Source organism: Streptosporangium sp. NPDC050855 (assembly GCF_044456585.1).
Taxonomy (GTDB): Bacteria; Actinomycetota; Actinomycetes; order Streptosporangiales; family Streptosporangiaceae; genus Streptosporangium; species Streptosporangium longisporum.
In genome coordinates, this window is sequence record NZ_JBITFY010000029.1 from 1 (window position 1) to 25,862 (window position 25,862).

Below are 25,862 nucleotides of genomic sequence, written 5' to 3' on the forward strand. Positions count from 1 at the left end.
GGATCTGAGTTTGATCACGGGGCGGAGCTCGTTTCTGGCCATGGGGCTCCTCTCTGGCGGCCGAGGCATGCAATGATAACGGGAACGATTTTCATTTCGCACATCGGAGCCCGGTGCCGCGAGACCGGGCACGAGACCGTGCCCGCATCCGGAAGGAGACCCGTGTCCACCCCTGTCGTCCTCGTCGCCGGCCTGCACGCGCCCGCCCGCACCGCCACCGTCGACCGGCTGCTGCACGACCATCCCGGCGCCGTCGCCGTCCACCACGACCTGCGCTCGGTGGCCGGCGGCCGCGTCGAGCGCCTCGTCCGCGACCGCTCCGGCGTCCTGGACCTGTCCGAGGTACGGCTCGCGCACGGCTGCGTCACCTGCACCGTCCGCGAGGACCTGCTCCCCGAGCTCGTCCGGCGCGCCCCGGCCGCCTCCCTGCTGGTCGTGGACCTGTGGGACTCGGTCGAGCCCCGGCCGGTGGCCGAGGCGATCGACTGCGACGAGGCCCGCGACATCCTGCGCCTGACCGCCGTGCTCACCGCGCTGGACGCCGAGCACATGCCGGTCGACATCACCCGCGGCGACCGCCTGGCCGAGACCGGCCAGATCGCCGCCCACGGCGACGAGCGCCACCTGGCCGAGGTGCTGGCCCGCCAGATCGAGTACGCCACCGGCCTGGTCCTGCACGGCGGCGACGCCGAGGACCCCGAGGACGACGAGCTGACCCGCGCCGTGCTCGGCCACCTCGCGCCCGTCACCCCGGTCTTCGACGTCGGCGCACCTCCCGCCGTGACCGGCGCCGCCCTGTGCACCGTCACGCTGGCCGAGCGCGTCGACCCGGCCACCGCCCAGCTGCCCGTCGACGCCCGTACCGACGAGATCACCACCGTGGTCTGGCACCGGCTGCGCCCGCTGCACCCCGAGCGCCTGTTCGACGCCGTCGACGAGCTGGTCACCGAGTCGGTCCGCTCCCGCGGCCGGTTCTGGCTGGCCACCCGCCACGAGCGCCTGCTGGCCTGGGACGCGGTGGCCGGCGTCGTCTCGGTCGAGGACGCCGGGCCGTGGCTGGCCGCCCTTCCCGAGGCCGCCTGGGAGATGGTCTCCCCCGCCCGCCGCAGCGCCGCCACCCTCGACTGGAACGACATCACCGGCGACCGGGTGCAGCACCTGGTCTTCACCGGCCCCGACCTCGACCGCGAGCGCCTGCACGCCCTGCTCGACTCCTGCCTGCTCACCCAGGAGGAGATCCTGGCCGGCTCCGACGTCTGGGCCGGCTACGACGACCCGTTCGCCCACCTCCTCGACCTGAAGGAGATCGCATGAAGCCCCACCGCACCCCCCGTAAGAAGAGCAACCCGCTGCGCGGGATGACCTACGTCGACTACAAGGACACCGACCTGCTGCGCAGGTTCATCTCCGACCGCGGCAAGATCCGCAGCCGCCGCGTCACCGGCGTCACCGTCCAGCAGCAACGACAGCTCGCCCGGGCCGTCAAGAACGCCCGGGAGATGGCCCTGCTGCCCTACGCCACCCGCCCCCGCGGCTGACCGCCCTCCGCTCCCCGCCACCGGCCGCGCGCGCGAGGGCGGACCCGGCGCACCTTCCCGAGACTCCACCGCCCTGCGGCCGGTCACGGACTCGCGCTCCCGGCGGCCTTGCCGGAGACATCCGACACCTGTTATTTATTTAACAGGTGTCGCCATGGGAGGGCCGCGATGAGCGTTCGATATCGACCCCGCACGATCGGCTTTCACGGCGTCGAGCCGGTCGGCGGCGGGTGGGCGGTGAAGATGTACGGCATCGCCGCGCACGCCGAGGCCCCGCGTACCGCCCTGCTGACCGCGACCGCGAAGATCGCGGCCTCGGCGCTGCCTCGGCGGGCGCACGGCGGCGGACGGCACGGCGTCGGCTTCGTCATCGCGCACGACGCGGCCGACCTCTGCTTCGCGCTGATCGACTGGTGGTCCGGCGACAACGAGCTGCATCAGCGACTGTTCTCGTCACCGCTGGATCGGCCCTCGGAGCTGCGCCCCCATCCGGGCCGGGCCATCGGGTGCGTCTGGGAGCTGGAGGCCACCGACTTCGAGCGGCGGGCCTGGCTGCGGCACGTGCTGGCCAACCCCGAGGGACCGGATCTGGACGCCTACATGGCGGACCACTTCGAAGGAAGGATCTGAGCGATGGGGATGACGACGGAGAGGCTGGCCGGATTCGGCGCGGCGTGGAGGAGGAAGGACCTCGACCTCCTCATGGACTTCATGACGGACGACTGCGTCTTCGTGGCCTCCGTCGGTGCCGAGCCCGGAACCACCTTCCGCGGGCGGGAGGAGGTACGGCGCGGCTTCGCGCTGATGCTCGCCTACGACGAGGGATACGAGTCACGGGGCGGCGAGGCGTTCGTCGCCGGTGACCGCGGCGCCTCGAAGTGGTCCTACACGCGTACGGACGAGGACGGACGGGTGCACGAGGTGCACGGCTGCGACCTCTTCGAGTTCGACGGTGACCGCATCCGGGTGAAGGACGCCTACCGAAGGGTGCGCGGGGACATCGGCGATGCTGCCACCGGCCACTCCTGAGGAGGTCACCGGCCTGCCCGACGCCGTCGCGCTGATCCACCGTTTCACCAACACCGACGACCGGCGCACCTTCGTCGTCCACGGCCGGCGCCTCGAGGCGAACGACCGCCTGGCCACACCCGCCGGCCTGGAACGCTGGTTGCGCGAGCACGACCTGCCGGATCCGGGCGGCGCGACCGACCACACCCACCTCGCCCGTGCCCGCGACCTGCGCGCGGCCCTTCGCCGGGCCCTCGGCGAGGAGGGCGAGGTCCTGCTCGACCTCCCGGTGCGGGTCAGGCTGACCGCGCGCGGCGCCGAGCCGGTGGCCCTCGGCGACCCGGTGACCGTCGCGCTCGGCCGGATCGTCGCGGCGGCGGTCACCGCCACGGCGGACGGCACCTGGCGGCGGCTCGGCATCTGCCCGGCCCCCGACTGCCAGTGGGTCTTCTACGACCGGTCCCGTCCCGGCCGGGCCCGGTGGTGCTCACCGCACCTGTGCGGCAACCGCATGAAGACGCAGGCCTACCGCCGCCGGACCCCGGAGGAGACCTGACCCGGGCCCGCCCGCGGCGCTCATGATCGGGTCATGGAGTCCCAGGCCGGTGGCGGTTGCATTCGGTCAGGTAAAAAATCCAGTTGTGACACGGGTGCATTGACCCTGTCACAACATCAGCGCATACTTTTCCTCATGGAGCCACAGAAGTCCACAAAAGCGGTCAGCAGTGCTGCCCACTGAGCGGCACGCGCGGATCGGTGAGGCGCTCCGGGCCTCTCGGGTCGTCAGCACGGACGATCTCGCGCGCGAGCTGGGCGTGTCGGCGGAGACGATCCGCCGCGACCTCGTGCTGCTCGAACGCCGGGGCATGCTGGCGCGCGTCCACGGAGGGGCGACGATCGCGCTCGGGCAGGCCGCGGGCGAGGAGGCTCCGTTCGCCGAGCGCACCGGGACCGCCGCGGAGGCCAAGAGCCGCATCGGGCGTGCCGCGGCGGGGCTGGCGCGTCCCGGCCAGACGGTCGTGATCGACGTGGGGACCACCGCCGTGCAGGTCGCCCGGGCCCTGCCGCTGGACTTCTCCGGGATCGTCGCCACGTGCTCCCTGCTGGTCGCCGCGGAGCTGTCCGAGCGGCCGGGCGTCGAGGTCCTGGTCTGCGGGGGCAGGCTCAGGGCCGGGGATCTCGCGCTCTCGAACTCGCTCGCCCAGGCGTTCTTCGCCGACCTGAACCCGGACGTCGCCTTCCTCGGCTCCGGCGGCGTCGACGCGGTGGCCGGGCTGACCGACTACTACCTGGACGAGATCGCGACGCGGAGGATCATCCTCAGGAACGCGACGCGCTCGTACGTGCTCGCCGATTCGAGCAAGTTCGGGCTGGTCGCCCGGCACCGGGTCGCCGGCCTGGCAGAGTTCGCCGGGCTCGTCACCGAGGCCGAACCGCCGTCCGCCGTCCGGGACGCCGTCACCCGCGAGGGAGGGGTGATCGTCCTGCCGTGACCGCCCCCCGTCGACCATGAAGCTCTCCGGCAGCGATCAAGCGAGCCGGGCGGCGCGGCAACGCCACCCGGCTCGGATCACCACACCGATGCGCCATCTGACAGGAAACACAGGAGCTGGTAATCCATGACCCATTATTCACCCCCCGCCGGGGGAGATCGCGAAACCGGCGGGAACGTCGAGGAGTTCGGCTACCGGCAGGCGATGCAGCGCGGCACCGGGCGTTTCGCCTCGTTCGCGGTGGCGTTCGCCTTCGTCTCGATCGCCACCGGCATCTTCACCACGTACGGCGCGGTGCTGAACAGCTCGGGGCCGGCCGGTATCTGGACCTGGCCGATCGTGATCATCGGGCAGCTCGCCGTCGCGTTCATCTTCGGCTCGCTGGCCGCGCGCATCCCGGTGACCGGGTACTCCTACCAGTGGATGTCCCGGCTGGCGAACCCCGTCCTCGGCTGGATCATCGGCTGGATCTCGTTCACGTTCCTGGCGATCGTGGTCGTGGCCGTGGACTACACGATCGCCTCCACCGTCATGCCCGTGCTCCTGGGGTACGAGGGAACGCCGCTGAACGCCTGGGTGATCACCAGCGTGGTCATCCTGTCCCAGGCCGTCCTGGTGGCCTTCTCCACGAAGTGGACCGAGCGGGTCAACAACTTCGCCGTGACGGCCGAGCTCATCGGCATGATCGCCCTCGTCCTGCTGCTGCTGGGCGTCGGCTTCGTCGCCAAGGAGGTCGACTTCGCGAACCTGTTCAGCACCGGTGCCGTCCCCTCCGAGAACTACCTCGGCTTCGGCACGCTCACCTCGGCCGGGCCGTGGATGCTGGGGTTCCTGCTCGGCGCGTTCACGATCGTCGGCTTCGAGTCGGCGGCCAACCTCGCCGAGGAGACCAAGGACCCCGCCCGCGTCGTCCCCCGCGCCATGTGGCAGGCGGTGCTCGCCTCCGGGGTGCTCGGCTTCCTGTTCCTGGTCGCGGTCACCCTGCTCGCCGGTGACCCGGTCGAGCTGGCGAAGTCCGGGACGCCGGTGGCGGACGTGATCAGCCGGGTGCTCGGCCCCGTCGTGGGCACGGCCCTGCTCGTGCTCGTGGTGATCGCGATCTTCGCCTGCGGGATGGTGATCCTGATGACCGGGGTGCGCCTGGTCTGGGCGATGTCCCGCGACCGGCGGTTCCCCGGCTGGCAGGCCCTGAGCCAGGTCTCGCCGCGCTTCGGCACGCCGCTGAAGGCCACCGTGTTCATGTTCGTCGTCGGCGAGCTGATCCTGGCGGTCTTCTCCACCCGGACCGACGCCCTCTTCGGGCTGTTCGCCGCCGCCACCCTGCTGCCGGCGATCATCTACACCGGGACCGTCGTCATGTACGTGGTCAAGCGCAGGACGCTGCCGCCGAGCAAGGGCTTCGACCTGGGACGCTGGGAGATCCCGGTGATCGTCGTCGCCCTGGTCTGGCTCGTGTTCGAGCTGCTGCTGTTCCGTGACGCCTCGTTCGTGGAACCGTGGATCTACGTCCTCATCATGCTCGCCCTGGGGGCCGCGTACCTGGCCTACCTGCTCGCCACCAAGGGCGTCAGGGGCCTGGCGATGCCGGACATGCACTCCATCGACGCGGCGCTGACCGCCGACACGACCGGCACCGCGAACGGGACCGGCACCGCGGCCGCGAACGGGACCGGGGGCGTCCGGGACGGGCGCGCAGAGGGGAGACACCAGCGGTGACCACCGTACTGGCGATAGACCAGGGCACCTCCGCCACCAAGGCGATCGTCGTCGACGCCGGCGGCGAGGTGCTGGGCCTCGCCGAGCTGCCGGTCCGCCCCGCCTACCTGCCGGGGGGCGGGGTCGAGCAGGACCCGCGGGAACTGCTCGGCTCGGTCCTCGACGCCGGCCGCCAGGCCGTCGCGCGGGCCGGGGTGCCGGTCGACGCCGTCACGCTGGCCAACCAGGGCGAGACCGTGCTGGCCTGGGACCCGGCGACGGGCACCCCCCTGTCCCCCGCCGTCGTCTGGCAGGACCGCAGGTCGGAGGGCATCTGCGCAGAGCTGGGCGGGTCCGCGGAGCACGTCGCCGCCACCACGGGCCTGGTCCTCGACCCGTACTTCTCCGCGCCGAAGATGGCCTGGCTGCGCCGGAACGTGACCCGGGAGGGGGTGGTGACCACCTCCGACTCCTGGATCCTCCACCACCTGACCGGGGAGTTCGTCACCGACGTCGCCACGGCGAGCCGGTCGCTGGTCACCCGGCTCGACGACGGCGAGTGGGACCCCGGGCTGCTGGAGCTGTTCGGCCTCGGCACCGAGCGCCTGCCGCGGATCGTCTCCTCCGACGAGGTGGCCGGCCACACCTCCGCGTTCGGCGGGCACGTCCCCGTCGCCGGGCTGGTGGTCGACCAGCAGGCGGCGCTGCTCGCCGAGAACTGCCTGCGGGCCGGCGAGGCCAAGTGCACCTTCGGCACCGGCGCGTTCCTGCTGGCCAACACCGGCGCCTCGGCCGCGCGCTCCACCGCCGGGCTGGCCGCCTCGATCGCCTGGCGGGTCCGGGGCGAGACCTCGTACTGCTTCGACGGCCAGGTCTACACGGCCGCCTCGGCCGTGCGGTGGCTGCAGGACCTCGGCTTCGTCACCGCCGCCGCGGACCTGGACACGGTCGCGGCCGGCGACGCCGAGGGGGTGCTGTGCGTCCCGGCGCTGGCGGGCCTGGCCGCCCCGTGGTGGCGTCCCGACGCCAGGGCCTCCTTCTCCGGGATGACCCTCTCCACCGGCCCGGGACATCTCGTGCTGGCCGTCCTGCAGGGGATCGCGGCCCAGGTCGCCGAGCTGGGCGACCTGGTCGCCGCCGACCTCGGACGGCCGCTGACCCGGCTGCGGGTGGACGGCGGGCTCACCCGGAGCCGGGTCCTCATGCAGGCGGTCGCCGACCTGATGCGGATCCGGATCGACGTCTACCCCTCCCAGCACGCCACCCCGATGGGCGCGGTGGCACTGGCCCGCACCGCGCTCGACCCGTCGCTCTCCCTGCGGGACGCGGTGAACGCGTGGGAGCCCAGCACGACCTACGAACCCCGATGGTCCGCGGACCGGGCGGCGGATTTCCGCTCCCGCTGGAGGGACGCCGTCGCCACCGCCCTGACCCAGGAGGCAAGCCAGTGAACGACACCACGGGCAAGATCACAGGTACGCCCACCGCCACGGACACCACCGTGTTCGACGTGGTGGTGATCGGCGCCGGCATCGTCGGCTCGGCCGTCGCCAGGAAGCTGGCGTCCTACGAGCTGAGCGTCGCGCTGCTGGACGCGCGGGACGACGTCGGTGACGGCACGAGCAAGGCGAACACCGCCATCCTGCACACCGGCTTCGACGCCACGCCCGGCACGCTCGAGTCCCGGCTGGTCCGCGAGGGGTACCACCTGCTGTCGGACTACGCGGAGCGGACCGGCATCCCCGTGGAGCGCACCGGGGCCGTGCTGGTGGCCTGGACCGACGAGGAGCTCGGCGCGCTGCCGGGCCTGCGGGAGAAGGCGGAGCGGAACGGCTACGACAGGACGGAGATCATCGACTCCGCCGAGGTGTACCGGCAGCTCCCCCACCTCGGCGAGGGGGTCCTGGGGGGCCTCACCGTCCCCGACGAGTCCATCGTCTGCACCTGGACCACCAACCTCGCCCTGGCCACGGACGCCGTCGGCCGCGGGGTGACGCTGCTGCTGAACCGGGCGGTCCGCTCGGCCGACGACCTCGGCGGCACGACCGTGCTGCGCACCTCCGGCGGGGACGTGAGCACCCGCTGGGTCGTCAACGCGGCCGGGCTCGGCGCCGACGTCGTCGACCGGCTGTTCGGCCACGACCGCTTCACCGTCACGCCGCGGCGCGGCGAGCTGGTGGTGTACGACAAGCTCGCCCGGCCGCTGGTCAGCAAGATCATTCTTCCGGTGCCCAGCTCCCGGGGCAAGGGCGTGCTGATCAGCCCCACCGTCTACGGCAACGTGCTGCTCGGCCCCACCGCCGAGGACCTCACCGACCGCACCGACACCGGGACCTCGGAGAAGGGGCTGGAGTTCCTGATGGCCAAGGGCGAGAAGCTGATGCCCGACCTGTTGCGGGAGGAGGTCACCGCGACCTACGCCGGGCTGCGCGCAGCGAGCGACCACCCGGACTACCTCATCGAGGCCGACTCCGAGCGGCGCTACGTCCTGGTCGGCGGGATCCGCTCGACCGGCCTGACCGCCGGGATCGCCATCGCCGAGTACGTCGCCGACCTGGCCCGCGACGCCGGGCTGGCGCTCGTGCCCCGCGAGGACCTGCCGGAGCCGCCCCGCATGCCCAACCTCGGGGAGGCGTACCCGCGCCCGTACCAGGACGCCGCCCGGATCGCCGCCGACCCCGCGTACGGCAAGGTGGTCTGCTTCTGCGAGCGGGTGACCGCGGGCGAGATCCGCGACGCCTTCCGCTCCCCGATCCCGCCGACCGGCCTGGAGGGGCTTCGCCGCCGCACCCGGGCGATGAACGGGCGCTGCCAGGGGTTCTACTGCGGCGCCGAGATCGGCGGGCTGCTGGAACGCCGGGGCGAGATCCGCGACGGCGGGGACGAGAGTACCGGCGGACACCCCCGCGTACCGCTGGAGGCCCGGCGATGACGTCCACCGACCTGACCGGCGTCACCGTCCTGACCCCCTCCGTCGTCATCGTCGGCGGCGGACCGGCCGGGCTGAGCGCCGCCCGCGAGCTCGCGCCGAGGGTCGACGGCGACGTGCTCGTCCTGGACCGGGAGAACACGGCCGGGGGCATCCCCCGCCACAGTGACCACCCCGGCTACGGGATCAGGGACATGCGGCGCTTCATGAGCGGGCCCGCCTACGCCAGGAGGCTCGTGCGGGAGGCCGAGGCCGCCGGGGCGACGATCCTGACGGAGGCCACCGTGACGAACTGGGCCGGTGACCGCACGATCGAGGCCACCACCCCGCAGGGCCGCATCCGGGTCGAGGCGCGGGCCGTCGTCCTGGCCACCGGCGCCCGCGAGCGCCCGCGCCCGGCCCGCCTCATCCCCGGGGACCGCGCCCACGGCGTCTACACCACCGGCCACCTGCAGAACCTCGTCCACCTGCGGCACGGCAGGGTCGGCCGCAGGGCCGTCGTCGTCGGGGCGGAGCTCGTCAGCTGGTCGGCCGCGCTGACGCTGCGCGAGGCCGGTTGCCGGACCGTCCTGATGACCACCGAGTACCCGCGGGCCGACTCCTACGCCCTGTTCAGCGTCCCCGGCAGGATCCTGTTCCGGACCCGGGTCGCCACCCGCACCCGCGTGACGAGGGTCATCGGCCGGCCGGAGCTCGAAGCGGTCGAGATCGAGAACATCGACACCGGCGCGAGACGGGTCGTCGCGTGCGACACGCTCGTCCTCACCGGCGGCTGGATCCCCGACCACGAGCTGGTGCGCGCCGCGGGGATCACCCTGGACCCCGGCACGAACGGCCCTCTGGTCGACGGCGCCATGCGGACCGAACGGCCCGGGGTGTTCGCCGCGGGCAACCTGCTCCACCCGGTCGACACGGCCGACATCGCGGCGATCGACGGTGCCCACGTGGCCCGCTCGGTCGTGGCCTGGCTGGACGGCGTGACCCCACCGGCCGAGCAGGTGCGGCTCCTCGCCGACGCGCCCTTCCGCTGGGTGTCGCCGGAGGTCTTCCGCCCCCGGGACCCCGCCCCGGCCCGCGACCGGCTCCTGCTGTGGAGCGACCGCTACATCCCCTTCCCGCGGATCGTCCTGCGGCAGGAGGGAAGGGTCGTCGCCCGCAGGCGGGTGTGGTGGCCCGCGGCCCCCGGCCGGGTGTTCCGCGTCCCGGCGGGCATCCTGGCCGCGGTCGACCCCGGCGACGGTCCCGTGCACATCGGCGTGGACTCCTGACGCTCCCGGTATTTATGCCGCCTTGAACGTTCGGCGGGCCCTTCTCGCACCACACCCGTTTAGCGTGATCACCAGGGGCGGGGAGGTGGGCGTGCGACGGTACTGGTCGCTGCGGACTCGGATGGCCGTGTGGTGCGGTGCCGTGATGGCGCTGGTGTGCGGGGGCTTCTGCGCGCTCACCCTGACGAACGCCCATCACCACGTCACCGAGGACCGGACCGGCCGGATCCTGGCGACGCAGCTGAGGGTGGCCCCCCTCATCCCGGCCGACCGGCGGCTGCCGGCCGTGCTCCCCGGCGCGGGGATGCCGATCCTGCAGGTGGTGGATCCCCGGGGACGGGTCGTCTCGGCGAGCAGGGAACTGGCCGGCAGGGCGCGCATCGCCTCCTTCCTGCCGCCGGAGGACAGCAGGTACGCGGACCGGACCGTCTGCGACGCGCCGGGCCTGGCCGGGACGTGCATGATCCTGGTGGCCCTGCGGGTGCCCGAGGCCGGAGGGGAATGGATCGTCTACGGCGCCGACCACGCCGTCCCCTGGTACACCGACCTCAGGCTGCTGGCCGCCCTGCTGGCCGGTTCCGCCCTCCTGACCGGGCTCAGCGCGTCCGGCGCCTACCGCGCCGTCGCGAGCTCCCTCGACCCGGTGGAGGCGATCTGCGCGGAACTGGCCGAGATCACCGCGACCGACCTGGGCCGCCGGGTCCCCGTTCCCGCGTCCCCCGACGAGATCCAGAAGCTGGCGCGGACCGTGAACCAGACCCTGGACCGGCTGGAGGCCGCCGTGGAGCGGGAGCGGCGCTTCGCCGCCGACGCCTCGCACGACCTGCGCAGCCCCATCACCGCCATGCGCGTCCAGGTGGAGGAGGCGCTGCTGCACCCGCGGGAGACCGACTGGCCCGCGGTCTCGGCGGCCCTGCTCGCCGATCTCCACCGGCTGCAGGCCATCGTCACCGACCTGCTCACGCTCGCCCGCCTCGACGCGGACCTCGGTGGTGCCGACGGCACCGGGGACGGCACGGACCTGGGCGAGCTGGTCGCCTCCGAGCTCACCCACCGCGGCCACCGGACGCGGATCACGGCGGACCTCGCGCCCGGCCTGACGGTCACCGGGGACCGGCTCCAGCTCACCCGGCTGCTCGGCAACCTGCTGGACAACGCCGAGCGGCACGCCGCCCACGCGGTGACGGTCTCGGTCCGCGGCGAGGGCTCCGACGCCCTGCTGGAGGTGAGCGACGACGGCCCCGGGATCCCCGCCGACCAGCGGGAGGTCGTGTTCCAGCGCTTCACCCGGCTGGACTCGGCCCGCAGCAAGGACGAGGGCGGCACGGGACTGGGCCTGGCGATCGCCAGGGGGATCGCCGAGCAGCACGGCGGGACGCTGACCGTCGAGGACTCCGAGCGGGGCGCGCGGTTCGTGGCGAGGCTCCCCCTCCGCGCCGCCGAGGAGGCGGGGCGGCGTCCCCTTCCGTGAGCCCAGGGGGTCAACAGGTGCGCGGGACCACCAGGCCGGACTCGTAGGCGAGGACCACGAGCTGGGCGCGGTCACGGGCGTGCAGCTTGGTCATGGCCCGGTTGACGTGGGTCTTCGCGGTCAGCGAGCTGATCACCATGCGGTCGGCGATCTGGTCGTTGGACAGGCCCTGGGCGACCAGGGCGACGGCCTCGCGTTCGCGGTTGGTCAGCTCCTTCAGCCCGGTGCCGGTGCCGGTGTGGAGCGGCCGGCTGACGTACCGGTCGATCAGCCTGCGGGTGATCGACGGTGCGAGCAGCGCGTCGCCGCGCGCGGCGACGCGCACGGCGTGCAGGAAGTCCTCCGGCAGGATGTCCTTGACGAGGAACCCGGCCGCGCCGGCGCGCAGCGCGTCGAAGACGTGCTCGTCCAGGCCGTAGTTGGTCAGGATGACGACGTGCACCCCGGCCAGGGCCGGGTCCGCGGCGATGCGCCGGGTCGCCTCGATGCCGTCGACGACCGGCATCGAGATGTCGATGAGCGCGATGTCGGGCAGGTACCGCCCGGCCAGCTCCACGCCCTCCCCGCCGTCGGCGGCCTCGGCCACCACCTCTATGTCGTCCTCGAGGTCGAGGAGCGCGCGGAACCCGCTGCGGATGAGCGCCTGGTCGTCGACCAGCAGGACGCGGATCACGACGTCCGGTCCACGGGAAGCTCGGCGTGGACGGTGAAGCCGCCCTCGCTGCGCGGTGCCGCGCGCAGCCGTCCGCCCAGGGCGGTGACCCGTTCGCGCATCCCGAGCAGCCCGACGCCGGGCACCGGCACGCTGCCGGCCGCGGCCTCGCCGTCGTCGTCGACCCGTACGACCAGGGTGTCGGGACGGTAGTCGATGCGGACCGACGCCGTGGCCGCGGCGGCGTGACGGGCGACGTTGGTCAGCGACTCCTGGACGATCCGGTAGACGGTGCGGTCCACCGCGGCCGGTACGTCGTGCCGCTGTCCCTCGATCGTCAGCTTCGCGTCCAGGCCGGTCGTCCGGGCACGTTCCACCAGCTCGGCGACGTGGTCGAGGCCGCGCGGCGGGGTCGTGTCGTCGTCGCGCAGCGCCTCCAGGGTCGCCCGCAGCTCCCGGGCCGCCTCGCGACCGGCCTCCCGGATCGCCAGCAGGGCCTCGGGCACCTGTTCCCCCCGCTTGCGGGCCACGTGGACGGCGACCTCGGCCTGCACCTTGATGATCGAGATCTGGTGGGTGAGCGAGTCGTGCAGCTCCCGCGCGATGTGCAGCCGCTCCTCGTCGGCGCGGCGCCGCGCGGTCTCCTCCCGGGTGCGCTCGGCCTCGTCCGCCCGCCGCTCGGCCTGGCGCAGCGCCTCCCCCGCGGCGCCGGCCGCGATCAGCCAGGCCAGCTCCAGGGCGCCCCGGGCCTGGGCGAACGCCTCACCGGTGTCGTGCAGGCCCGAGGCCATGGCCGCGAGGGGCAGAACGGCCAGCATGGCCACGCTCGCCGCCACCGTGACGGCGCGGTGTCCCGCCCGCACGGCCGCGTACACCGCGAACAGGTACGCGACCGCGGGCACGTCGAAACCGGCCGCCTGGTACCCCGCCGCGCACAGCCCGGTGACGGCCAGGACGGCGACCGGCGCCCGGCGGCGCGCGGCCAGCGCCAGGCCCCCGACCGTCAGCAGCGCGTGGCCGAGCAGGTCCGGGTGGGTTCCGGGGTGCCGTGCGGACAGCCCGGTGAACAGCAGCGTCGCCGCCACGCCGACGGCGACCACCCAGTCCGTGACGCCCGCCCGGAGACCGGGCCGTCCTGTGCTCATGGGCGCACCCTAACCGGATGTGCGCCCGGGCGACTCCCGCGCACGGACGAGGGCCCGCCTACCGCGGCCGTGGTAGGCGCCCGGATCCTGCGGCGCCCGCGGTGGCCGGGGTCCGCCGCCGGTGGCAGCGCGAGGTGTCCGCGCCCGGGGGACGACCCGGGGCCGGTCCGGCGGACATGATCGGACGGCGTCCATCCGCAGGGAGAAGGAGTACCCATGCCCGTCCGTCATCTGCTCGCCGCCGCCGTCGCGGCCGTCCTGCTCGCGGGTCTCGCGCTCGCCGCGCCGGCGGCCGCGCACGCCCTGGTCCAGCCGGAGCCCGTCGGGTCGTACACCCTGACCGCCGGGCGGGCCTGGTCCATGGTGGGAGGGGTACTGGGGCTGGCCGGCGCGGTCGTCGGCGGGCTGGCCCTGGCCCGCTCCACCGGCCGGATCGGCAACGGCGACGGCAGGAGGGGGGCGATCGTGGCCCTGGTGGCCGGGGCGGCCGGCGTGGTCGTCGGCGGGCTGGTCGTGGCCGCCGCCGAAGGGGGTCCCGGGACCGGCTACGGGATCGTCGGGGGCTACATATCGCTGGTGGTCGGGCTGGTCGCCACGGCCCTGGGCGGGCTGGTCCTGGCCCGCTCCCGTCGCTCGTCCGCGTCCTCCGGCCGCGGCGCCTGACCGCGCCGCCCGGTCCCGCCCCTGCTCCCGCGTCGCCGGCACGATCGCGTCGCCGACACGGTCACGCCGCGGGCGGGACGGGCCGGAAGCGGGACGGGCCGGGAGCGGGACGGGCCGTGCTCAGTCGTCGAGCAGCCGCCACGCGGTGAGGGCGAGCCTGGCCCGCACCAGCCCGGTGGGCTCGGTGAGGTCGAGGCCCAGCTCCCTCCCGAGCTGCTCGACGCGGCGGGCGACGCTGCTGTGGTGCAGGTGGAGAAGGTCGGCGGCCCGGCGCAGGGAGCCGGTCTCGCAGTAGGCCTCCAGGGTCTCCAGGTCCTCCGGGTTCGCGGCCGTCCGGGCGATCCGGGCGATCGCGGCCACGTCGGCGTTGCCCCGCGCGGCCTCCCGGGGCACCTGCGCGAGCAGGGCCATCGCGCCCAGGTCGTCGTAGGGGACGACCGGTCTGCGCGGGGTGGTGAAGCGCAGGGCGGTGCGGGCCTCCCGCCACGACCGGTCGGGGCTCTCGGCGGCGCCGATGCCCGCGCGTACGCCCTCGGGGAAGCGGGCCGGGTCCACGGTGGTTGCCAGCAGCACGCCCGTGCCGGCGATCGACGCCGCCTTCACCAGGCGGGCCGGGCAGACCAGGCCGCCGATCCGGTCGAGCGGGAGCGGCGACCGTACGGCGACGACGCGGACCGGCAGATCGGCGGCGAATCCCAGCAGCCGCAACGCGCGGGCCCTGGCGGCCTCGTCCCCCCCGGAGCTGATCACCAGCTCGATCAGGGCGGGATCGGCCATGGTGGTACGGGCCGGGCCGTACCGCTCGACGACCGCCGCCGAGGCGATGGCGAGCCGGTCCAGCAGCAGGTCGTCGAGCGGGTTGGGCGGGCCGGGGCGTTCCAGCCACACCGTGCCGATCTCCTCCTCGTCGAGCGTGACCGGTGCCGCGCTGGACGCGGGGGACGCCGGGGCGGGGGCCTGCCCGCCGTCGGACGAGGCGCGGATCACCCGTCCCGTGCCGTGGAGCCGGATCCCGGCCACGCACTCGGCCAGCACCGCCGAGGCGCGGGTCAGCGCGGGCAGGTCCACCCGCCTGCGCATCAGGGTGTCGTAGAACATGATCACCCGGATCGCTCCCCCGGCCTGCGAGTCCAGGTGCGACAGCCGTACGGCCAGTGCCTCCATGCCAGGAGCATAGGACCGCGCGGGCGGCGGGGTGAGCGCCGATCGGCGCGCGAGCGGGGCGGGATGCCCGACGGATGGCGGGTGCCCCGGGGGGTGACGGCCGTGAGGATGGTCGGCATGGATCCCGAACTCGATGCCTTCGTCCCGCTGTTCCCTTCGACCGACCTGTCCGACCCGGTCTCGGCCCGCGCGAACTTCGCCCGGCTCGCCACCGCGATGCCCGTACCGGACACCTCGAACATGGAGATCGAGGACCGTACGGTACCCGCGGACCCGGACGTGGCCGTGCGGATCTACCGCCCGCACCCGGCGCAGGGCGCGATCGTCTGGATGCACGGCGGCGGGTTCGTCATGGGCGACCTGGACACCGAGCACCCGTGGGCCACACGGCTGGCGGAGGCCTCCGGCGCGGTGGTGATCTCGGTGGACTACCGCCTGGCCCCCGAGAACCCGTTCCCGGCCGCCCTCGACGACGTCCACGCCGTGCTGACCTGGACGGCCCGGCACGCGGCCGAGCTCGGCGTCGACCCCGAGCGGATCGCGGTCGGGGGCCACAGCGCCGGTGCGGGCCTCGCGGCCGCGGTGGCGTTGCGGGCGCGGGACCTGCAGGGGCCGCCGATCTGTTTCCAGCTGCTCAACCAGCCCGGTCTCGACGACCGCCAGCAGACGTGGTCGGCGCGCAACTTCACCGACACGCCCTGGATGAACAGGAACAAGACCACCCAGCTGTGGGGGCACTACCTGGGCTCCACCCCCGCCTCGCCGTACGCCGCCCCGGCGCGGGCGACCGACCTGTCCGGCCTGCCGCCCGCCTACGTCGCCTCCGCGGAGTTCTGCCCGAACCGCGACGAGGACATCGACTACGCGCTGCGCATGCTGCAGGCGGGCGTGTCGGTCGAGCTGCACCAGTGGCCCGGAACCTTCCACGGGTCGCAGGCGATCCTGTCCGCCGAGGTGTCGCAGCGGCAGATCGCCGAGCTCGGCGCCGCCCTGCGCCGGGCCCTGGCGAGGTGACGGCGAGATCGACGAGGACGGGAGAGACATGACCACCACCGACCTCGCCGAGGCGAGGGAGCGGTCCGCACCACCACCGGACGCCGGCCCCGGGGCGGGACGGGACGCCGCGGGGCTGCTGCGCCCCCACCTGCGGGGCTTCGCCACCGTCGTGGTCCTTCAGGTCGTCGGCGCCCTCGCGGGCCTGGCGCCGCTGCTGGCCGTCGTCGAGCTGGGCCGCGTCCTGCTGTCGCCCGGCCCCGTCGACCACGGTCATGTCCGGACGGTCGTCGTCGCGGGCGCGGCCGGCCTGTTCGTCCGGCTGCTGTTCACGGCCGCCTCTTCCGGGCTCGGGCACCTCCTCGACGGCCGGGTGCAGCTGGCGCTCCGCCGAAGGCTGGCGGCGCGGCTGGGGCGCGTGCCGATCGGCTGGTTCTCCCGGCGCCGGACCGGCGAGCTGGCGAAGGTGGTGGGCGAGGACGTCGGCGCCGTGCACCCGTTCATCGCCCACGCCCCCGGCGAGCTCGTCTCCGCGTTCGTGGTGCCGCTGGTGTCGCTGGTCTACCTGTTCACCGTCGACGTGCGGCTGACACTGATCACGCTGGTCCCGGTGGTGACGGCGGTGGCGCTGGTCCCCCTGCTGATGCTCTCCGCCCGGCAGCGCGAGCAGGAGGAGTTCGACGCGGCCATGGGACGGATCGCCGGCTCCGTGATCGAGTTCGTGCAGGGCATCGCGGTGGTCAAGGCGTTCGGCGGGTCCGAGCGCGCCCACCGCAGGTTCCTGGTGGCCACCGACGACTTCGTGGCCGTCTTCTCCCGGTGGGTGCGCGGCATGTCCCTGGTCGCCGCGGGAATGCAGCTGGCCCTGTCGCCGCCGTTCGTGCTGCTGGTCGTGCTGACCGGCGGCACGGTCCTGATCACCTCCGGCGGCCTGGCCCCGGCCGGCCTGCTGCCCTTCCTGCTGCTCGGGCCGGCCCTGACCGCTCCGGTGGCGGCCCTGGGGCACGGCTTCGACGACCTGCAGGCCGCCCGGCGCGCGGTCGGGCGGATCAGGGAGGTGCTCGAAGTGGCACCGCTTCCCGAACCCGGGCGTCCGGCCGTGCCACGGGGACACCGGGTGGAGCTGCGCGGCGTCCGGTTCGGCTACCAGGACGGCCACGAGGTGCTGCGCGGCGTCGACCTGGTGCTCGAACCGGGCACGGTCACCGCGATCGTGGGACCGTCGGGAAGCGGGAAGTCCACGCTGGTCCGGCTGCTGCCGCGCTTCTTCGACCCGACCGGCGGCTCGGTCGTCCTGGGCGGTGCCGACCTGCGCGAGATCGACGAGCGGGAGCTGTACCGGACGGTCTCCTTCGTCTTCCAGGACGTCCGCCTGCTGCGCGCGTCGGTCGCGGACAACATCGCGCTGGCGGTGCCGCACGCCGGCCGCGAGGACGTGATCCGCGCCGCCCGGCTGGCGAACGTCCACGACCGGATCCTGGAGCTGCCGCGCGGGTACGAGACGGTGATCGGCGAGGAGGCCCGGCTGTCGGGCGGCGAGGCGCAGCGCGTCGCGCTCGCCCGCGCCCTGCTCGCCGACGCGCCCGTCCTGGTGCTCGACGAGGCGACCGCCTTCGCCGACCCGCGGACCGAGCAGGCGGTGCGCCGGGCCCTGACGACGCTGGGCGGCGACCGGACGGTCCTGGTCATCGCCCACCGCCTGGAGACGGTCGCCGGCGCCGATGTCGTGGCGGTGCTGGAGAACGGGACGATCGTCGAGCAGGGCAGGCCCGCCGAACTGCTGGAACGGGACGGAAGGTTCGCCGCGTTCTGGCGGTCGCATCAGGCGGCGGTCGGCGACGAGGCCGAGGCCCACGCCGGCGCACCGCGAGGAGGCGGGTCCCGATGATCCGAATGCTGCTGCGCGTGCTGGGGCGGGAGTACGCCCGCGCGATGCGCCGCACCATCGTCCTGATGACGGTGACCGCGGTCGTCGAGGGCCTGTCGTACGCCTTGCTGGTCCCGGTGCTGCGGGCGCTGCTCGGGGACCGTCCCGGCGACGCCCGGCCGTGGCTGGTCGCGTTCGGGGCGGCGGTCGCGCTCTACGCGGTGCTGCGCTACGTCAGCGACGTGTCCGGGATGCGGGTCGGGACCACGATGTTGCGCGGCATGTACCACCGGCTCGGCGAGCACCTGGCCCGGCTGCCCATCGGCTGGTACGGCGCCGACCGGGTCGGCGAGGTGTCCGTCATGGCCGGCCGCGGGCTCCTGCAGGCGATGGGCGTGGCGGCGCACCTGCTGGGACCGTTCGTCTCCGCCCTGGTGACCCCGCTGACGATCGTCGCGGTGATGCTCGCCTACGACCGGCGGCTGGGGCTGGCCGCGCTGGCCGCCGTACCCGTCGTGGCGGTGATCCAGGTCTGGACGGCGCGCTCGACGGCCGCCGCCGACGCCGAGCGCCACGAGCGCGACACGGAGGCCGCCGGGCGGGTCGTCGAGTTCCTCCAGGCCCAGCCGGTGCTGCGCGCCGGCGGCCGGACCGGCGAGCGCTTCGCGCTGCTCGACGACTCGCTGCGGGACGTCCGGCGCGCGTCGCGCCGTACCGTGCTGGCGGTGCTGCCCGGCGCGGTGGGCCTGACGCTCACGGTGCAGGCGGTCTTCACCGCGCTGCTGGCCCTGGGCGCCTACCTCGCGCTCGGCGGGAGCATCGGCGCGGCCGAGCTCCTGACGATCCTGGTGCTCGCCGCCCGCTGCGCCGACCCGCTGCTGTCGCTGTCGGACATCGGCGGCAGGCTCCGCGCCGCGCGGTCGGAGCTGGACAGGCTGGACGCGGTGCTGAGCACCGAGCCGCTGCCGGAGGCCCGCGAGCCGATCCGGCCGGCACGCCACGACCTGGAGTTCGCGTCCGTCGTCTTCCGGCACGGCGACCGCACGGTGATCGACGACGTGTCGCTGTCCGTGCCCGAGGGGCGGCGGCTCGCCGTCGTCGGGCCGTCGGGCAGCGGCAAGACCACGTTGCTGCAGTTGATCGCGCGGTTCCACGACGTGGACGCGGGCGCGGTGCGTATGGGAGGCGTGGACGTACGCGAGATCGACCCGCGGGTGCTGATGGCGCGGATCGCCATCGTCTTCCAGGACGTCTACCTCTTCGACGGCACGATCGAGGAGAACGTCCGCCTGGGCCGTCCCGGCGCCGGTGAGGCCGAGGTCCGGGCGGCGGCGACCGCGGCACGGCTGGACGAGGTGATCGAGCGGCTGCCCGGCGGATGGGCGGCGAACGTCGGCGAGGGCGGCGCGCTGCTGTCGGGAGGTGAGCGCCAGCGCGTCTCGATCGCGCGGGCGCTGCTGAAGGACGCGCCCGTCGTGCTGCTGGACGAGGTGACCTCGGCCCTGGACCCGGTGAACGAGGCGGCCGTCCACGCGGGGATCGAGCGCCTGATGGCGGGCCGGACGGTGGTGATGGTGGCGCATCGGATGCGGACCGTACGGCGCGCCGATCGCGTCGTCTTCCTGGACGGCGGCCGGATCGTGGAGGAGGGCGGCCACGACGAGCTGCTGCGCCGCGGCGGCCGTTACGCCGACTTCTGGGACATCTCCATGACACCGGCGGGCGGATGAACCGGCACGCCGCGGGCGGGGGCGCCGCGGGCGAGGGCGGGGACACCGTCTCCGGTCCTCCCCCGCGGTCGCGGGGCCGGAGGTCGTGAGGGCCCCGGCGGGCGGAACGCGCGCGTCCAGGCCCTGATCAGCGTGCCCGGTCCGTCGTGGTCCCGCCCGGTTCGGCGACGAGGCCGGGCCTGCGGCCGTGGGGGTCGCCCGAGCGCCTGGTGTCCACGTTGGCGGTCATGGCCGCGAGGATGCCGGGCAGCTCCGCCACCGTCCCGGCGGGCAGGCCGGTCACGGTCTCCTCGGCCAGGACGCACCACATCCGCTTGACCTGCCCGGCCAGCGCCCTGCCGCTGTCGGTGAGCTCGACGATGCTGGCGCGCCTGTCGGTGGGGGCGGGCCTGCGGCGGATGTGACCGGACGCCTCCAGCTTGCGGGTCATGAGCGTGACGCTGGGCGGCTCGCAGCCGAGCGCCTCGCTGAGCTGGGCCTGGATCATCGCGCCGTTGCGGTCGAGTTCGAGCAGGAGCGCCTCCTGGCCGGGGTGCAGGCCCAGCGGGGCCAGCATCGTCGCGGCCCTGGCCCGGTGGCGCAGGCTCAGCAGGCGGACGGCCTGGTTGATGGCGTCTGCGTGCTCGAAGTCCATGGGCTCTCCTTGACGGAATTAGTTACGCGCATAATATTATGCGCGTAACTAATTCTACAGGACCCGTCAGGAGTCTGATATGACCAAGAAGAAGATGTCATGACCGGTACCGCGACCCGGCGGGCCGGAGCCCACGCGGGCCCCGCGTGGCTGGTCCTGTCGCTGGTGTGCGCCTGCCAGTTCATGGTGATCCTGGACGCGTCCATCGTGAACGTCGCCCTGCCCTCGGTCCGCCGGGACCTCGGCTTCACCTCCACCGGCCTGGCCTGGGTGGTGAACGGCTACCTGCTCACCTTCGCCGGCTTCATGCTGCTCGGCGGCCGCGCCGCCGACCTGTTCGGCCATCGCCGGATGCTGGTCGCGGGGCTGGCCGTGTTCTCCGCGGCGAGCCTGGCCGGTGGCCTGGCGAGCACGCCGGAGGTCCTGGTGGCGGCCCGTCTCGCCCAGGGCGTGGGGGCCGCGATGCTGGCCCCGTCGACCCTGGCCGTGATCAACACCGGTTTCACCGGGGAGGGCGCGCGCGCCCGGGCGTTCGGCGCGTGGTCCGCCTCGGGCGGTGTGGGCGGGATGGCCGGCGCGATCGCGGGCGGGGCCATCACGACCGGCCTGTCGTGGCGGTGGGTCTTCCTGATCAACGTGCCGATCGGCGCGGTGCTGATCGCGGTGGCCGTGGCGTCGCTGGCCGGCGCGCGGGCCGGCCGGCGCGAACCGCTCGACCTGGCCGGCGCGGTCACCGGGACGGCCGGGCTGGCCGCGCTGATCTACGGGGTCATGCAGGGCGCCGACCACGGCTGGGCGTCCCCGCCGGTCGTCGTGCCGACCGTGGCGGGCCTGCTCCTGCTCGCCGTCTTCGTCGTGGTGGAGGCGCGTTTCGCCGCCCGGCCGATGATGCCCCCGCGGCTGTTCGCGATCCGCCGGGTGGCCGTCGGCAACGGCATGCTGCTGCTGTTCGGGGGGATCGCCATGGCGATGTGGTACTTCACGTCGCTGTTCATGCAGAACGTCCTCGGCTACACCGCGCTCCAGGCCGGCCTCGGCCAGACGCCCGCGGCGGTGGCGTTCGTGGTGATCGCGCGGTCGGCGTCCTCGCTGCTGCCGAGGACCGGCGCGCGTCCCCTGGTGGCGGCCGGCTGCGCCTGCTTCGTGGCGGGTTTCGGCTGGCTCGCCCAGGCCCACGTCGGCACCGGATACGTCACGGGCGTGCTCGGGCCCACGCTGCTCGTCGCGGCCGGTATCGGGCTGACCTTCCCCACCCTCATGGCCGTGGCGACCTCGGGCGTTCCCGAGGGCGACGCCGGGATCGCCGGCGGCCTGGCCAACACCTCCGTCCAGGTGGGCGGGGCGGTGGGCCTGGCGGTGCTCGCCACGGCCGCCGGTGCCAGGGCCGCGATGGAGGCCGACGGCAGTTCCCCGGCCGCCCTGGCCGCCGGTTACGACCTGGTCTTCCTCCTGGCCGCCGGGTTCGGCCTGGCCGTCGCGCTGGCAGGCCTGCTGCTGCCCCGGGACCGCCGCCCCTGACCACGACGGCCCGCGGCGACCTGCGGCGACCTGCGGCGACCTGCGGCGCGGCGTACGGGAGCCTCACCGGGGTGCCGGTGCGGGGGTCAGGGCCCCGTCGTGAAGGTGATCTGGCCCGGCAGGGCGCTCAGGAGGATCAGGACCCCCGCTATCCCGACCATCCAGCGCACCGTCGAGCGCGACCCGGAGGAGAGCCTGTCGCGCCACCGTTCGAACCGTTCACGCATCCGTTCGCCCAGGACGGCCCACACGAGCAGGAGCAGGAGGCCCGGGAGCACCATGATGGTCACGTACGCGCCGAGGAGCGGTGCCCACTGGGCGGCGGACAGGCCGGCCGAGGTCATGATGCCGATCGCGGCGAAGTACGGCACGGCGGTGGCGAACTCGAACAGCCAGGTCCCCAGCCCCAGCAGCAGCATCGCGCGCACGGTGAAGGACCGCTCCTGCCGGGCGGCCGCGCGTTCGGGGTCCTCGTCGGGGACGAAGTAGCTTCCCACGACGAGCGCCACACCGAAGGCGCCCTGCACCCAGGCCCACACGGTGTCGTCGACGAGCGGCACGACGGCGCCCAGGCCGAGCATGAGCAGGACGCCCAGGACGAAGTACGCGACCGCCACCGACGCCAGGTACACGCCGAGCAGCGCGACCAGGCGGCGTGGCCTGGACAGCAGCAGGTAGAGCGTGACCCCGATCACGGTGGGGCTGAGCGTGTCGAGCACGGCGAGCCCGAGCACCGCTCCGATCGTCTCGATCGACGAACTCGTCTCCTCACGAGAGCCGGAAAGCCGTGACGACACGCCCGTGTCGACGAAGGTCCTGTACGCGCGCCGGGCACCCGGCGTCACGGCTCCGGTGATCCGGCGGGATCCGCCGCCGGGACGTCGAGGAGGGACAGGAACGCCGCGGCCGCGGGAGAGGGGGGAAAGCGGCTCCAGATGAGGTGCTCCATGCGGGCGGGGGCGTCGCGCACCCGCAGGACGGGCAGGTCCGGGAGTTCGGGGACGAAGGCCGCGGGCAGCATCCCGATGCCCAGTCCCTGACGGATCAGGCGGGCCATGAAGTCCATGTTCGTCACCTCGAAGGCGACCTCGCGCAGGACCCCGGCCGCCGCGAACGCCTCGTCCGTCTGGATCCGCGCGGCGGTGCCCGGGGGGAAGTCGACGAACGGCTCGTCCGACAGCTCGCGCAGGTCCACGCGTGCCCTGCCCGCAAGCGGGTGGCCGGGCGCCACGGCGGCCACGAGCTCGCCGCGCGCCAGCTCGTGGCCGCTGACGCCCCTGGGCCGTACGCCCACCGGCAGCCCCAGGAACGCGGCGTCCAGGGTGCCCTGCCGCACCCCCTCGATCAGCTCCTCGCTGGCGCCCGAACGGAGGCTGATCCGCACCTGCCGGTGCAGCAGGTGGAAGCGCTTCAGCGCGGTCGGGAGATCGACCGCCGCGACGGTGGGGATGGCGCCGACGGCGAGCCGTCCCCGGATCTCCCCGGTGGCGGCCGCCACCTCGGCGCGGGCCCGTTCGGCGGCCTCGAGGGCCTGGCGGGCCGCGGGCAGGAACGCCGCGCCGGCGGGGGTCAGCCGGACGCGGCGGCTGGTGCGCTCGAACAGCTTGGCGCCCAGCTCGCGTTCCAGGCGGGCGATCTGGTGGCTCAGCGCGGACTGGACGACCAGGCACCGCTCGGCGGCGCGCGTGAAGTTGCTCGTCTCCGCGACGGCGACGACGTAGCGCATCTGCTGAAGCTCCATGGATCAATCGTGACGTGCGATCGGTCCGATGACAAACATGCGTTGGACTCATCGATCTTCCCTGGCCCAGGCTGGGGGCATGACGGCGACGACATCTCGTACCGGAAGCGGCCTGTCGCGCGGGCTGCTCCTGCTCATGTCGGTGGCGACCGGGTCTGCGGTCGCCGGGAACTACTTCGCGCAGCCGCTGCTCGACCTGATCGGCCGGGAGCTGGGGATCGGCCCCTCCCGGGCGGCGCTGGTGGTGACGGCCGCCCAGGGCGGGTACGCGCTGGGGCTGATCCTGCTCGTGCCGCTCGGTGACCTGATGGAGCGACGGCGGCTGGCGGTGTCGCTCTACGCGGCGACCGCGGTGTTCCTGCTGGTGTCGGCCACCGCCGCCGACGGCACGGTGCTCCTGGCCTCCACCGCCCTGACCGCGCTGACCTCGGTGGGGGCGCAGGTGGTGGTGCCGTTCGCGGCGACGCTGGCGGCCCCGGCCGAGCGCGGCCGAGTGGTCGGCACGGTGATGACCGGGCTGATGCTCGGCCTGCTGCTGGCGCGTACCGCCTCCGGCGCGTTGTCTGAGCTGGGCGGGTGGCGGACGGTCTACTGGGTGCACGCGGCCCTGATGGCGCTGATGGCCGTGCTGCTGCGGGTCTTCCTGCCCCGGCTCGGCGGGGACGGCGGGCGCCTGTCCTACCCGGCGCTGCTGCGCTCGACGGTCGCGATGTTCCGGTACGAGCCGCTGCTGCGCTGGCGGGCGGGGATCGGCGCGCTGAGCCTCGCCTCGTTCAGCGTGCTGTGGACGGCGCTGACCTTCCTGCTGGCGGGCCCGCCCTACGGCTGGCCGGAGTCGGCCATCGGCCTGGTCGGCCTGGTCGGCGTCGTGGGCGCGCTGACCGCCACGGTGGCGGGGCGGCTGGCCGACCGCGGGCACGTCCAGACCGTGACCGGCGCCGGGACGGTCCTGCTGCTGGCGTCGTGGCCGGCGATCGCCGCGGGGGCGCACGGGCTGGTCTGGCTGCTCGCCGGCGTGCTCGTGCTGGACCTGGCGCACCAGGCGGTGCTCAACAGCAGCCAGAACGTCCTCTACGCGCTGCGGCCGGAGGCCCGCAACCGGATCAACTCGGCCTTCATGACCTGCCTGTTCCTCGGCGGCGCGGCGGGTTCCGCGCTGACGTCGCTGGCCTGGGTCAGCGGCGGCTGGACCGGCGTGTGCGTCCTGGGCGCCGTCCTGTCGGCCGGGACCGTCGTGCTCTGGGTCCTGGAGCGCGTCACCGGCCGCCGGTGCTCCTCCCGTTCCCCCCACTCCCCTGATTCTTCTGCTTCCTCCGATTCCTGAAGGAGAACGAGCGTGTCACGTACCGTACTGATCACCGGGGCCACCGGGACCGTGTCCACCGCGCTGACGAACGCGCTGCGGGGGACCGGCGTGAAGCTCCGCGCCCTCGTCCGCGACCGGCCCGGGGCGGACGGCCCGGGCGGGCAGGACCCCAGGGTCGCCGGGCTCGCCGGGCTCGCCGAGGTCGCCGAGGTCGTCGCCGGTGACCTCGACGACGCCCGGTCGCTGCCGCCCGCCTTCGAGGGCGTGCAGGACCTGTGGCTGCTCACCCCGAACGGCCCGCGCGCCCCGGAGAACAACATGAACGCCCTCTGGGCCGCGCGCCAGGCCGGGGTGGAGCGCGTCGTGCGCCTGTCCGTGATCGGCGCGGCGCACGACGCGCCCAACCGCAGCGGCAGGCTGCACGCGCTGTCGGACGGGGAGACCGAACGGTGCGGCATGCGCTGGACCGTCCTGCGCCCGCACTGGTTCATGCAGAACCTGCTGAACGAGGCGGGTGACATCTCCGCCACCGGTACGTTCTCGCTGAACATGTCCTCAGCGCGGATCGGCATGATCGACGTCCGCGACATCGCCGAGTGCGCCGCCCGCGTGCTGCTCGACGACCCCGACCGCCACCACGGCCGGACCTACACCCTCACCGGCCCGCGCTCGCTGACCTTCGACGAGGTCGCCGCCCGGCTGGGGTCCGCCCTGGGCAGGTACGTCACGTACCGGCCGGTCGACGACGAGACCAGGCGCGGGACACTGCTGGGGTACGGGGTCCCCGTGTGGATCGTCGACATGCTGGAGGAGTACGCGCGGGCGTACGACTCCGGCTGGGGCGACCTGACCACCGGCACGGTCGCCGACCTCCTCGGCCGTCCCCCGCGTGACGTCGCCGACTTCGCCCGCGACCACGCCGCGGCGTTCACCCCGGCCGGCGCCCTCTGATCCCGCGTGCCGCGTCCCGGCCGGCCTTCCGGGGGACCCGGCACCTTCCGGGACCCGGCACCGGCCGGGACGCGACACCGTCGGGGCGCGGGCATC

At 74.1% G+C, this 25,862-nt stretch carries 24 protein-coding genes; 18 read left to right on the forward strand and 6 right to left on the reverse strand.

The window, feature by feature from the left end:
- The first annotated feature begins 162 nt into the window (after positions 1-162).
- From ACIBCT_RS36955 to ACIBCT_RS37005, 11 genes are all read left to right on the forward strand, one after another.
- Positions 163-1,314 carry a CobW family GTP-binding protein gene (locus ACIBCT_RS36955; RefSeq protein ID WP_399196656.1) on the forward strand — a complete coding sequence of 384 codons (1,152 nt, stop codon included), beginning with the start codon at positions 163-165 and terminating at the stop codon, positions 1,312-1,314.
- The gene (rpsR, locus tag ACIBCT_RS36960; protein ID WP_399196657.1) at positions 1,311-1,538 is read left to right on the forward strand and encodes a 30S ribosomal protein S18; all 228 of its coding nucleotides are present in this window, start codon (positions 1,311-1,313) and stop codon (positions 1,536-1,538) included. The genes ACIBCT_RS36955 and rpsR overlap by 4 nt, the downstream gene beginning before the upstream one ends.
- A gap of 168 nt (positions 1,539-1,706) precedes the next feature.
- The gene (locus ACIBCT_RS36965; protein WP_399196658.1) at positions 1,707-2,168 is read left to right on the forward strand and encodes a hypothetical protein; all 462 of its coding nucleotides are present in this window, start codon (positions 1,707-1,709) and stop codon (positions 2,166-2,168) included.
- 3 nt (positions 2,169-2,171) lie between these two features.
- Positions 2,172-2,567 (forward strand): nuclear transport factor 2 family protein, encoded by a 396-nt coding sequence (locus tag ACIBCT_RS36970; protein WP_399196659.1) that lies wholly within the window; start codon positions 2,172-2,174, stop codon positions 2,565-2,567.
- Positions 2,545-3,102: a CGNR zinc finger domain-containing protein gene (locus tag ACIBCT_RS36975; protein ID WP_399196660.1), complete on the forward strand. Its 558-nt coding sequence runs from the start codon at positions 2,545-2,547 to the stop codon at positions 3,100-3,102. The genes ACIBCT_RS36970 and ACIBCT_RS36975 overlap by 23 nt, the downstream gene beginning before the upstream one ends.
- Positions 3,103-3,217: 115 nt before the next feature.
- A complete protein-coding gene (locus tag ACIBCT_RS36980) occupies positions 3,218-4,039 on the forward strand; it encodes a DeoR/GlpR family DNA-binding transcription regulator (RefSeq protein WP_399196709.1) in 822 nt (273 codons plus the stop codon).
- Between the two features lie 126 nt (positions 4,040-4,165).
- Complete coding sequence (locus ACIBCT_RS36985; protein ID WP_399196661.1) at positions 4,166-5,755, forward strand: amino acid permease; 1,590 nt, start codon at positions 4,166-4,168, stop codon at positions 5,753-5,755.
- Positions 5,752-7,185: an FGGY family carbohydrate kinase gene (locus ACIBCT_RS36990; RefSeq protein WP_399196662.1), complete on the forward strand. Its 1,434-nt coding sequence runs from the start codon at positions 5,752-5,754 to the stop codon at positions 7,183-7,185. The genes ACIBCT_RS36985 and ACIBCT_RS36990 overlap by 4 nt, the downstream gene beginning before the upstream one ends.
- A complete protein-coding gene (locus ACIBCT_RS36995) occupies positions 7,182-8,666 on the forward strand; it encodes an NAD(P)/FAD-dependent oxidoreductase (RefSeq protein ID WP_399196663.1) in 1,485 nt (494 codons plus the stop codon). Before ACIBCT_RS36990 ends, ACIBCT_RS36995 begins: the two co-directional genes overlap by 4 nt.
- The gene (locus tag ACIBCT_RS37000) at positions 8,663-9,931 is read left to right on the forward strand and encodes an NAD(P)/FAD-dependent oxidoreductase (RefSeq protein WP_399196664.1); all 1,269 of its coding nucleotides are present in this window, start codon (positions 8,663-8,665) and stop codon (positions 9,929-9,931) included. The genes ACIBCT_RS36995 and ACIBCT_RS37000 overlap by 4 nt, the downstream gene beginning before the upstream one ends.
- 91 nt (positions 9,932-10,022) lie before the next feature.
- Positions 10,023-11,402: a sensor histidine kinase gene (locus tag ACIBCT_RS37005; RefSeq protein WP_399196665.1), complete on the forward strand. Its 1,380-nt coding sequence runs from the start codon at positions 10,023-10,025 to the stop codon at positions 11,400-11,402.
- Between the two features lie 10 nt (positions 11,403-11,412).
- On the opposite strand, the gene ACIBCT_RS37010 is transcribed toward ACIBCT_RS37005, so the two are convergent.
- Positions 11,413-12,075, reverse strand: coding sequence for a response regulator (locus ACIBCT_RS37010; RefSeq protein WP_399196666.1), 663 nt, complete (start codon positions 12,073-12,075; stop codon positions 11,413-11,415).
- Positions 12,072-13,199 carry a sensor histidine kinase gene (locus ACIBCT_RS37015; protein WP_399196667.1) on the reverse strand — a complete coding sequence of 376 codons (1,128 nt, stop codon included), beginning with the start codon at positions 13,197-13,199 and terminating at the stop codon, positions 12,072-12,074. The genes ACIBCT_RS37010 and ACIBCT_RS37015 overlap by 4 nt, the downstream gene beginning before the upstream one ends.
- Positions 13,200-13,415: 216 nt before the next feature.
- Between ACIBCT_RS37015 and ACIBCT_RS37020 the strand changes: the two genes are divergently transcribed.
- On the forward strand, positions 13,416-13,862 hold the full coding sequence (locus ACIBCT_RS37020) for a DUF6223 family protein (RefSeq protein ID WP_399196668.1): 447 nt from the start codon (positions 13,416-13,418) through the stop codon (positions 13,860-13,862).
- Between the two features lie 120 nt (positions 13,863-13,982).
- Here the strand turns inward: ACIBCT_RS37020 and ACIBCT_RS37025 are convergent, their stop codons facing one another.
- Positions 13,983-15,026, reverse strand: coding sequence for a PucR family transcriptional regulator (locus ACIBCT_RS37025; protein WP_399196669.1), 1,044 nt, complete (start codon positions 15,024-15,026; stop codon positions 13,983-13,985).
- Between the two features lie 117 nt (positions 15,027-15,143).
- On the opposite strand from ACIBCT_RS37025, the gene ACIBCT_RS37030 reads away from it, so the two are divergent.
- From ACIBCT_RS37030 to ACIBCT_RS37040, 3 genes are read left to right on the forward strand one after another with little or no spacing between them, the layout of a single operon-like run.
- Entirely contained in the window at positions 15,144-16,040 is an 897-nt protein-coding gene (locus ACIBCT_RS37030) for an alpha/beta hydrolase (protein ID WP_399196670.1), read from the forward strand.
- A gap of 28 nt (positions 16,041-16,068) precedes the next feature.
- The gene (locus ACIBCT_RS37035) at positions 16,069-17,907 is read left to right on the forward strand and encodes an ABC transporter ATP-binding protein (RefSeq protein WP_399196672.1); all 1,839 of its coding nucleotides are present in this window, start codon (positions 16,069-16,071) and stop codon (positions 17,905-17,907) included.
- A complete protein-coding gene (locus tag ACIBCT_RS37040) occupies positions 17,904-19,616 on the forward strand; it encodes an ABC transporter ATP-binding protein (RefSeq protein WP_399196673.1) in 1,713 nt (570 codons plus the stop codon). The genes ACIBCT_RS37035 and ACIBCT_RS37040 overlap by 4 nt, the downstream gene beginning before the upstream one ends.
- Before the next feature lie 127 nt (positions 19,617-19,743).
- Here the strand turns inward: ACIBCT_RS37040 and ACIBCT_RS37045 are convergent, their stop codons facing one another.
- Positions 19,744-20,250 (reverse strand): MarR family winged helix-turn-helix transcriptional regulator, encoded by a 507-nt coding sequence (locus tag ACIBCT_RS37045; protein WP_399196674.1) that lies wholly within the window; start codon positions 20,248-20,250, stop codon positions 19,744-19,746.
- 99 nt (positions 20,251-20,349) lie between these two features.
- On the opposite strand from ACIBCT_RS37045, the gene ACIBCT_RS37050 reads away from it, so the two are divergent.
- Positions 20,350-21,768 carry an MFS transporter gene (locus ACIBCT_RS37050; RefSeq protein WP_399196675.1) on the forward strand — a complete coding sequence of 473 codons (1,419 nt, stop codon included), beginning with the start codon at positions 20,350-20,352 and terminating at the stop codon, positions 21,766-21,768.
- Between the two features lie 86 nt (positions 21,769-21,854).
- Here the strand turns inward: ACIBCT_RS37050 and ACIBCT_RS37055 are convergent, their stop codons facing one another.
- Together ACIBCT_RS37055 and ACIBCT_RS37060 are read right to left on the reverse strand one after the other, a co-directional pair.
- Entirely contained in the window at positions 21,855-22,565 is a 711-nt protein-coding gene (locus tag ACIBCT_RS37055) for a GAP family protein (RefSeq protein WP_399196676.1), read from the reverse strand.
- A gap of 44 nt (positions 22,566-22,609) precedes the next feature.
- Positions 22,610-23,509 carry a LysR family transcriptional regulator gene (locus ACIBCT_RS37060; RefSeq protein ID WP_399196677.1) on the reverse strand — a complete coding sequence of 300 codons (900 nt, stop codon included), beginning with the start codon at positions 23,507-23,509 and terminating at the stop codon, positions 22,610-22,612.
- 79 nt (positions 23,510-23,588) lie between these two features.
- Between ACIBCT_RS37060 and ACIBCT_RS37065 the strand changes: the two genes are divergently transcribed.
- Both ACIBCT_RS37065 and ACIBCT_RS37070 read left to right on the forward strand, forming a co-directional pair.
- On the forward strand, positions 23,589-24,833 hold the full coding sequence (locus ACIBCT_RS37065; protein ID WP_399196678.1) for an MFS transporter: 1,245 nt from the start codon (positions 23,589-23,591) through the stop codon (positions 24,831-24,833).
- 12 nt (positions 24,834-24,845) lie between these two features.
- Positions 24,846-25,766, forward strand: coding sequence for an NmrA family NAD(P)-binding protein (locus ACIBCT_RS37070; protein WP_399196679.1), 921 nt, complete (start codon positions 24,846-24,848; stop codon positions 25,764-25,766).
- The last annotated feature ends 96 nt before the right edge of the window (positions 25,767-25,862 follow it).